The following is a 7,592-nucleotide window of genomic DNA, read 5'->3' on the forward strand; positions in this document are numbered from 1 at the left end:
CCCAGCTTCTGGTACACCGTGCCCAGCGCCGCCCGGCTCGCCGCGTCCTTCGGGTTCCCCTCCACCAGCCCCTCGAAGAGGATGCGCGCCTCCTCGTAGCGCCCCGCTCCCGCCAGGTCACACCCCACCTGCGCGATCGCCTTCGCCTCCTCGAAGGTCATCCCCTCCACCTCCGCCCACGTCAGCTCCCCTCGCACGAACGCCTTCAGCTTCTCCGTCGTCGCCGTGTCCATCGCCGCTCCCTCGTACTTGATGACCCGTCCCATCGCCGCCTCACGCGCTCCGCATGTTGGAGAGGGCCGTCTTCGCCATCTCGTTGAACTTCATGGACAGCGTGCTCATCATCTCGAACATCATCTTCCGCTTCTCGACGAGCTTCTGGAGCCGCATCTGGATGCGGTCGACGTCGCGCTGGGACTCGGCGAGCGCCTTCTCGTCCCCCTTGCCGTTCTTGATGCCGGACTGCCTGTCCTGGGCCGCCGCGAGCGCATCCATCGTCTCGAGGATGTCGCCGTCCATCCGCTCCGTCAGGGCCATGAGGATGGCCTCGATCTTCTCCTCGAGGCTCAGGTGGGGGTCATTGATGATGCCCTTGACGCTCGAGCTGGCCGAGCCGCTCGTGGAGGCCGGCGGTCTCGCCGGCTCCTCGGGCCGCGCACCGCTGACCGGCGGCTGCGTCCCCACGCTCGTTCCGGGCGGCGTCATGGCCGTGCGCTCACCGCGCACGCCGTACTGAGCGATCCGCGCGTCCACGTCGCTCAGCGCGGCCCGGACATCCTTCGTGCTGAAGGTGCCGTCCACCAGCCCGCCCTTCTGGCTCGCCGTGTCGAGCTGGGTGCGGTACTCGGGATGCGCCAGCAGGAACTGAGCCGCCTCCCGCACCGACGCCGGCATGTCCGGGCTCTTCGCCACCTTCTCGAGCGTCTTGCGGGTGAACCGGCCGTTCTTCACGCTGTCCACCGTGTCGAGCAGGGTGAAGTTCGCCTCCAGCGTCTTCAGCGCGTCGCGGTACCGCACGATGCTCGGGTCCAGCACGCCGTCGGGACGGACCTCGCCCGGCGCGGTGGAACCCCACGAGCCTTGGGCGCCCTGGGAGCCCTGCGTCGCCGGCGAGCCCCCAGGCGTCGGGCGCTGACTCTCCGGCTTCGCGTAGCCCTCGCAGGCCCGCGTGTCGTCCTTGGACGCCGCGTACTCGGTGTAGGCCGCCTGGTTCTTGCTCAGCTCCTGCGCCACCCCCATGGCGCCATCGGCCGCCAGCAGCACGTTGCCCGTCGTCACTCCCACCGCCGTCTTGATGGCGTTGGTCACCACCGGTGGCAGGCCCAGCGCGTTGCCCGCCGCGTCGAACAACGCGCCCCCCGACAGCAGGTTCGTCACTCCTCCCAACGCACTCCCCAGTCCCTTCAGAAAGTCCATGCTCCGCTCCTCCCGCGTGGCCCGAGGCCCCGTGCCTCCGGTGTGCCGCGCCGTGTTCCGCGCCGGACGCATTGCAGCGGCGATGCCGACCCTCGGCCCCGGCACGACTCCAACGAATCCCACGGGTTAGCCCGCCCCCCGGGCGAGCACGGTCCCTGCCCGCGGACGGTGCGGTCCACGCGGGGGGATTGCGGTTAGATTCCGCCGCGCATGCGCACCCTGGGCCTCGATTTCGGCACCAAGACCATCGGCGTCGCCGTCTCGGATGGACTGGGCCTCACCGCCCAGACCGTCACCACCATCCGCCGCACCAGCCTCAAGGCGGACCTCGCCGCCCTCGGGGAGCTGGTGCGCGAATACGAGGCCGAGCGCTTCGTCGTCGGGCTGCCCCTCAACATGGATGGCTCCGAGGGGCCTCGCGCCGAGGCCACCCGCAAGTTCGCCGACATCCTCACCCAGGCCCTCGGTCTTCCCGTGGAGTTGGTGGACGAGCGCCTGTCCACCGTGGCCGCCCAGCGCACCCTGCTCGAGGCGGACCTGTCACGCGCCAGGCGCCGCGAGGTCATCGACCAGATGGCCGCGCAGTTCATCCTCCAGGGCTGGCTCGATGCCCGACGCCCCGCGTCCTCGGAGGAGTTCCATGCCGACGATTACGATCCGGAGACGTAAGTGAAGAAAGTCCTCCTCGCCCTGCTCGTGCTCGGCGTGCTCGCGGCCGCCGCCGCGGGTGGCTGGTACCTCCGCCGCGAGCAGAAGATCACCTCCTTCGCGGCCAGCCCCGTCACGCTGCCCCAGGAGGGCGTCACCGTGAGCGTGCCCACCGGCACCGGCCCGAGGGCGCTCGCGCGGCTGCTCGCGGACGCGGGCATCGTCACCGACCCGGAGCTGCTCTACCTCTACATCCGCCGCGAGCAGGCCGGCCCCCGGCTCAAGGCCGGTGAGTACCTCTTCGAGGGCACCCTCACCCCCGCCCAGGTGGTGGAGCAGCTCGCCTCCGGCAAGGTGAAGGTCTACCGCTTCACCATCCCCGAGGGCCTGCGCGTCGAGGAGATCCTCCCCATCGTCGCCGGCTCGGAGCTGAAGCTGGACCTGAAGCGGCTGGAGCAGCTCGCGATGGACCCCGCCTTCCTGCGCAAGGCCGGCGTGCCCACCGCCTCCATCGAGGGTTTCCTCTACCCGGACACGTACACCTTCACCCGCGGCGCCTCCGAGGAGAAGGTGCTGGCGAAGATGGTGGAGCGCTCCCTGGAGGAGTACCGGAAGGCGGATGCGCAGCGGAAGGACGGGGTGAGGCTCTCCTTGCTGGAGACGTTCACCCTCGCCTCCATCGTGGAGAAGGAGACGGGGCAGCCCCAGGAGCGGCCGCGCATCTCGTGCGTCTTCCACAACCGGCTGCGCCAGGGCATCAAGCTCCAGACGGACCCCACGGTCATCTACGCCATGAAGCTGCTGCGCGGGGTGTACTCCAAGAACATCAAGAAGAAGGACCTGGAGACGCCGCACCCCTACAACACGTACACCACCCCGGGGTTGCCACCGGGGCCCATCGCCAGCCCGGGCGCCGCCGCCCTCCAGGCCGCCCTCCACCCGCTGGATTGCGACGACCTCTTCTTCGTGTCGCGCAATGATGGCACCCATATCTTCTGCCCGACCCTGGACTGCCACGAAGCGGCGGTGCGGCAGTGGCAGGTGGAGTTCTTCCGCAAGCAGCGCCAGCAGCAGCGGACGGGCGGCCCGAACTAGCCCTGCTCGCTCGGCCCTCGGGCCGCCCGGATGATGCCTGAGCGCTCCGCCCTCCCTGCGGTCGAGGGAGGGGCATAGGGGGAGGGACGCTCTCTCTTCGAGCCAGGGTGTCCACTTTTGGGAGGCAGGGGAAACAACCCCTTCTTCCACGAGGTGGACCATGGCGACGGCAATGCAGGAGAGATCGGGAGTGGGCTTCCTATCAGGCCCTCCGGTGAAGGTGAGCTGGGGCTCGATCTTCGCTGGGACGGTCAGCGCGCTGGGCTTGTGGGTGCTGCTGTATGCGCTCGGACTGGCCCTGGGACTCTCCTCCATCAATCCGCAGGACGCCGGGAGCGCGAAATCCTCCGGCATCTTCACCGGCATCTGGAGCCTCATCGCTCCGCTGATTGCCCTCTTCGTCGGCGGCATCGTGGCCGGACGCGGCTCGGGCGCCCAGACGAAGTCGAGCGGCGGCATCCACGGCCTCGTGATGTGGGGCCTCACCACGTTGGTCGGGCTGTGGCTGGTGGGCAACCTGCTGTCCTCCCTGGCGGGCGGGGTGTTGTCCGTGGGCAAGTCGGCCGTCCAGGCGACCGGTTCGGCCGTGGCGGCGGGAGCCTCGCAAGCCGGAGGCGTGGGTGAGGCCGCCAAGAGCTTCGGGCTCGATGCCGAGGATGCCCTGCGCCCCGTCAACGAGCGCCTGCGCGCCGAGGGCAAGCCCCCGGTGACGGCGAACCAGCTCGAGGCCGCGACCAAGGACGTGGTGCAGACGTCGGTGCAGCAGGGACGCCTCGACCGGCAGGTCCTCGTGAGCTCCATCGCCGAGAAGACGGCCCTGTCCCGCGCGGACGCCGAAGAGGTCGCGGGCCGGGTGGAGACCCAGTTCAACGCCTTCAAGGGTCAGGCCGGACAGGCGGTGTCCAACGCCGCGCAGTCGGTGCAGACGGGCGCGCTCAAGGCCGCGGATGCCACCGGCAAGGCGTTCTGGGGCGTCTTCGGCGCCCTCTTCCTGGGGCTCATCTCCGCCATCCTCGGGTCCACGGTGGGCGTGAGCAAGCGCCAGCGCATCTACGCCGAGGGCGCGGTCGTGACGACTCCGCCGGAGGGCGGTCTGCCTCCCCCGCGCCGCGAGGTGTACCCGTAAGACACTCCCTCCAAGAGGGAGCACCAGAGCGCGGCCGGGACGTCCTCCCAGGCCGCGCTCGCTTTTCCCGCCACCCGAGGGTTCCCCACCATCCCGGTCGAGACCCGGGCCGCAATGCGGCCAGGCGGCCATCACTCCCGGTATGCCCCCCCGTCCCACCGTCCCCACTGTGAGGCATGGATGCCGCCTCCCGCGGCACTCCCACGCAACCCCACAATCAGGAGGCAGCCATGTTCCAGCGCACGCAGTTGAAGGAAGGGATGACGGTCCGCAGCTTCGACGGTGAGAAACTCGGCAGGGTGTTTGCCTTGGGAGATGACGCCTTCCACATCGAGAAAGGCCTCTTCTTTCCGAAGGACTACCTCGTCCGCTACGCCGAGGTCTCCGACATCCGCGATGGGGAGATCATCCTCATGCACGGCCGCGAGAGCCTGCTACGTCTCTCCTCCGAGGCGAAGTACGGAACGACGGCGGGACTCGGGACCACCGCCGGTTACGACACCACGAGCACGGCCGCCACGGACCTGAGAGCCGATACGAGCAGCACGGCCGGCCTGGGCCTGGGCTCGGCGTCCGCGGATCTCCGCACCGGGGCGACCACCGCTCGCCGCTCCGAGGAGATCGCCATCCCGGTGCACAAGGAGGAGCTGGACGTCACCAAGCGGGAAGTCCAGGCCGGCGAGGTGCGCGTCCACAAGGACGTGGTGGTCGAGGAGAAGACCGTCACCGTCCCCGTGCGCCGCGAGCGCGTGCGCGTGGAGCGCCGCGACGTCAACCCGGACCGGCCCGCGATGAACGCCTCCTTCCAGGAGGAGACCGTGACCGTCCCCCTGCGCGCCGAGGAAGTCGACGTCAGCAAGCGCGCGGTGGTGGATGAGGAAGTCATCATCCACAAGGACGAGATCCAGGAGGAGCGCCGGGTCTCGGAGCCGCTGCGGCACGAGACGGTGGACATCCGCACCTCCGGCGAGGACGACGACAAGCGCTCGTTGAACCTCAACCCCGATGATGATCCGCTCCTGCGCCGCCGCTAGTCGGCCCTGACGCGTGGGTGAGCCGGGCCCCGACAGGGGCTCGGCTCCTGGCGAAGAAAGAGGAGCGCTCGGCGGGGGTGTCACAACAGGGCCTCCGCCAACCTCCGTGGCGCGTGGGGCCGCGCGATTCAGGAGCTGGCCGGGAGCGTGAAGAAGAACGCCGTGCCCACGCCCACCGTGCTCTCGACCCAGATCGTCCCACCATGGGACTCGATGATCGCCTTGGCGATGGCGAGGCCGAGCCCCAGGCTCTCCCGGCCCTTCTTCGCCTGCCAGTACCGATCGAAGATATGGGCCCGGTCGTCTTCGGAAATCCCGGGGCCCGTGTCGTTGACACTGAAGACGACACGGTCACGCTCCCCCCGGCCTCGAAGGGTGATGGAGCCGCCCTCGCCCGTGAACTTGATCGCATTGCCGATCAGGTTCGAGAAGACCTGCAGGATCCGCTCGCGATCGCACCGGACCTTCAGGCGCGACAGCTCCCCGTCCTTTTCGAGTCGAACGCCCTTCTCGGCCGCGATGGGTTGCAACATCTCGAGGGCCTCTGTCACCAGGTCGGCCACCTCATGCTCCGCGAGCTCGATCCGGAGCTTTCCCGCCTCGATGCTCGAGAAATCGAGCAGGTCTCGGATCAGGTGGAGCATCCGTTTGGACGCGCGCCCGATCCTCTCGGCGGTCCTGGCCGTTCCCGCGCGCTGCGCATCCCCCTGGGTCTCGGCGAGGATCTGCGCGGCCCCCGCCTGGATCGTGCTCAGCGGGCTTCGGAGATCGTGCGAGACGACCGCCAGGACTTCCTCCCGCGTGCCGATGGCCGTCTGGGCCTGCTCGTACAGCCGCGCGTTGTCGATGGCGAGTGCCCCACGGCGCGCGAGCTCTTCGGCCAGGAGGAGCTCCTCCGCGGCATACTGCCTGCCAGGAGCCGCCACGAACACCATCGCGCCCACGGTCTTGCCCCGAGCCGTCAGCGGCACGCACATATAGGACCGTACCCCCAGGTCGCGCAGGACGTTGGGCTCCTCGAGCCCGAGCGCCTCACCGAGCCAGATCGCGTTGGACACCTCGGGGATGAGCTCCGATTGTCCGGTTTGCACGACGCGCGCGACTCCGGGGCTGAGCTGCGCCTCGCTGGGCAGGCGCCGCGCGGTCTTTTGAACGAGTCCCTCCAGGACCCCCTGGGCCTGCGCGACCGCGACACGCTGGATGGTCGACCCCACGAGCAGCTCGACGATGCACGCCTGGGCCAGCTCCCGCGTCGCCAGCTGGGCCACCCGGTCCAACGTGGTCTGGTAGTCGAGCGACCCGGCGAGCACCCTGCCGACCTCGGCCATGAAGGACATGGCCCGCTCGACCCGCATGCGCTCCGTCTGGTCCTTGGCCACGTTGGACAGGCCGCGCAGTCGTCCCTCCTCGTCCATCACCGCACTGAGGACGATGCTTCCCCAGAAGGGAACGCCCCCCTTCCGGAGCAACCAGCCCTCGTATTCGGAACGCCCCTCCACCGCCGCACGCTGGACGAGCTGCTGAGGTATCCCCTTCTCCACCTGCTCGGGTGGAAAGAACACGGAGAATGACGCGCCGATGATCTCCTCCGCCCTGTACCTCTTCATCCGTTCCGCGCCCGGGTTCCAGCTCGCGATGTTCCCGTTCGGGGTCAGCATGAAGACGCCGTAGTCCCGGACGCTCTCGATCATCAGCCGGAAGCGCTCCTCGCTCTCGCGCATCGCGTCCTCGGCCTTCTTGCGTTCGGTCAGATCCCTGGCGACATTGGAGAGGCCCTGGAGGTTGCCCGCTTCGTCCTCCACCGCGCTCAGGGTGACGAGCGCCCAGAACCGGCCCCCTCCCTTGCGAGTCATCCAGCCTTCATACGTCGCGCGGCCCTCCAGGAGGGCCTGCTCGATGAGCCGCTCCGGCGTGCGCTTCGCGATCTCCTCGGGGGTAAAGAAGCGGGAGATGGACGCACCGACGATCTCATGAGCCCGGTACCCCTTGAGCCGCTGCGCCCCCTGGTTCCAGCTCTCGATGATGCCCTCCGTGGACAGCATGAAGACGCCGTAGTCCTGGACACTGTCGACCAGCAGCCGGAAGTACTCCTCGCTCCTTCGAAGCTCCTGCTCCGTTCGCCTTCGCTCGGTCACGTCCCTCATGAGCAGGGAGAAGCCCCGCAGGTGGCCCCCCTCATCCTCCACCGCGCTGACCGTGAGGAGCCCCCAGAAGGTCTCTCCGCCCTTTCGCACGAGCCAGCCCTCGTAGTCAGCGCGTCCTACCCGCGCGGC

General features: G+C 69.0%; 6 protein-coding genes and 1 pseudogene. 4 read left to right on the top strand and 3 right to left on the bottom strand.

From position 1 onward, the window contains the following. Nucleotides 1-266: pseudogene (locus VF697_RS24345) on the bottom strand (hypothetical protein); the annotation flags it as partial. Nucleotides 267-273: 7 nt separating this feature from the next. Then, the gene (locus VF697_RS24350; RefSeq protein WP_331098920.1) at nt 274-1,416 is read right to left on the bottom strand and encodes a hypothetical protein; all 1,143 of its coding nucleotides are present in this window, start codon (nt 1,414-1,416) and stop codon (nt 274-276) included. 210 nt (nt 1,417-1,626) lie between these two features. Between VF697_RS24350 and ruvX the strand changes: the two genes are divergently transcribed. The 4 genes from ruvX (at nt 1,627) to VF697_RS24370 (ending at nt 5,319) form a co-directional block, all read left to right on the top strand. Continuing rightward, nucleotides 1,627-2,085, top strand: a complete 459-nt coding sequence (gene ruvX, locus VF697_RS24355; protein WP_331098922.1) for a Holliday junction resolvase RuvX — start codon at nt 1,627-1,629, stop codon at nt 2,083-2,085. After that, nucleotides 2,086-3,159, top strand: coding sequence for an endolytic transglycosylase MltG (gene mltG / locus VF697_RS24360; RefSeq protein ID WP_331098924.1), 1,074 nt, complete (start codon nt 2,086-2,088; stop codon nt 3,157-3,159). It begins immediately after the preceding gene. Between the two features lie 160 nt (nt 3,160-3,319). Next, the gene (locus tag VF697_RS24365; protein ID WP_331098926.1) at nt 3,320-4,285 is read left to right on the top strand and encodes a hypothetical protein; all 966 of its coding nucleotides are present in this window, start codon (nt 3,320-3,322) and stop codon (nt 4,283-4,285) included. Nucleotides 4,286-4,515: 230 nt separating this feature from the next. Then, on the top strand, nt 4,516-5,319 hold the full coding sequence (locus VF697_RS24370) for a YsnF/AvaK domain-containing protein (RefSeq protein ID WP_331098928.1): 804 nt from the start codon (nt 4,516-4,518) through the stop codon (nt 5,317-5,319). A gap of 128 nt (nt 5,320-5,447) precedes the next feature. On the opposite strand, the gene VF697_RS24375 is transcribed toward VF697_RS24370, so the two are convergent. After that, the coding region (locus VF697_RS24375; RefSeq protein WP_331098930.1) for a PAS domain S-box protein at nt 5,448-7,592 on the bottom strand (2,145 nt) is incomplete at its 5' end.

The organism is Archangium sp., from assembly GCF_036388035.1.
Taxonomy (GTDB): domain Bacteria; phylum Myxococcota; class Myxococcia; order Myxococcales; family Myxococcaceae; genus Archangium.

Excerpts from the sequence above, each read along its gene's own strand:
- VF697_RS24350 (WP_331098920.1), bottom strand. The coding sequence starts at position 1,416 with ATGGACTTTCTGAAGGGACTGGGGAGTGCGTTGGGAGGAGTGACGAAC.
- ruvX (WP_331098922.1), top strand. The coding sequence starts at position 1,627 with ATGCGCACCCTGGGCCTCGATTTCGGCACCAAGACCATCGGCGTCGCC.
- VF697_RS24365 (WP_331098926.1), top strand. The coding sequence starts at position 3,320 with ATGGCGACGGCAATGCAGGAGAGATCGGGAGTGGGCTTCCTATCAGGC.
- VF697_RS24370 (WP_331098928.1), top strand. The coding sequence starts at position 4,516 with ATGTTCCAGCGCACGCAGTTGAAGGAAGGGATGACGGTCCGCAGCTTC.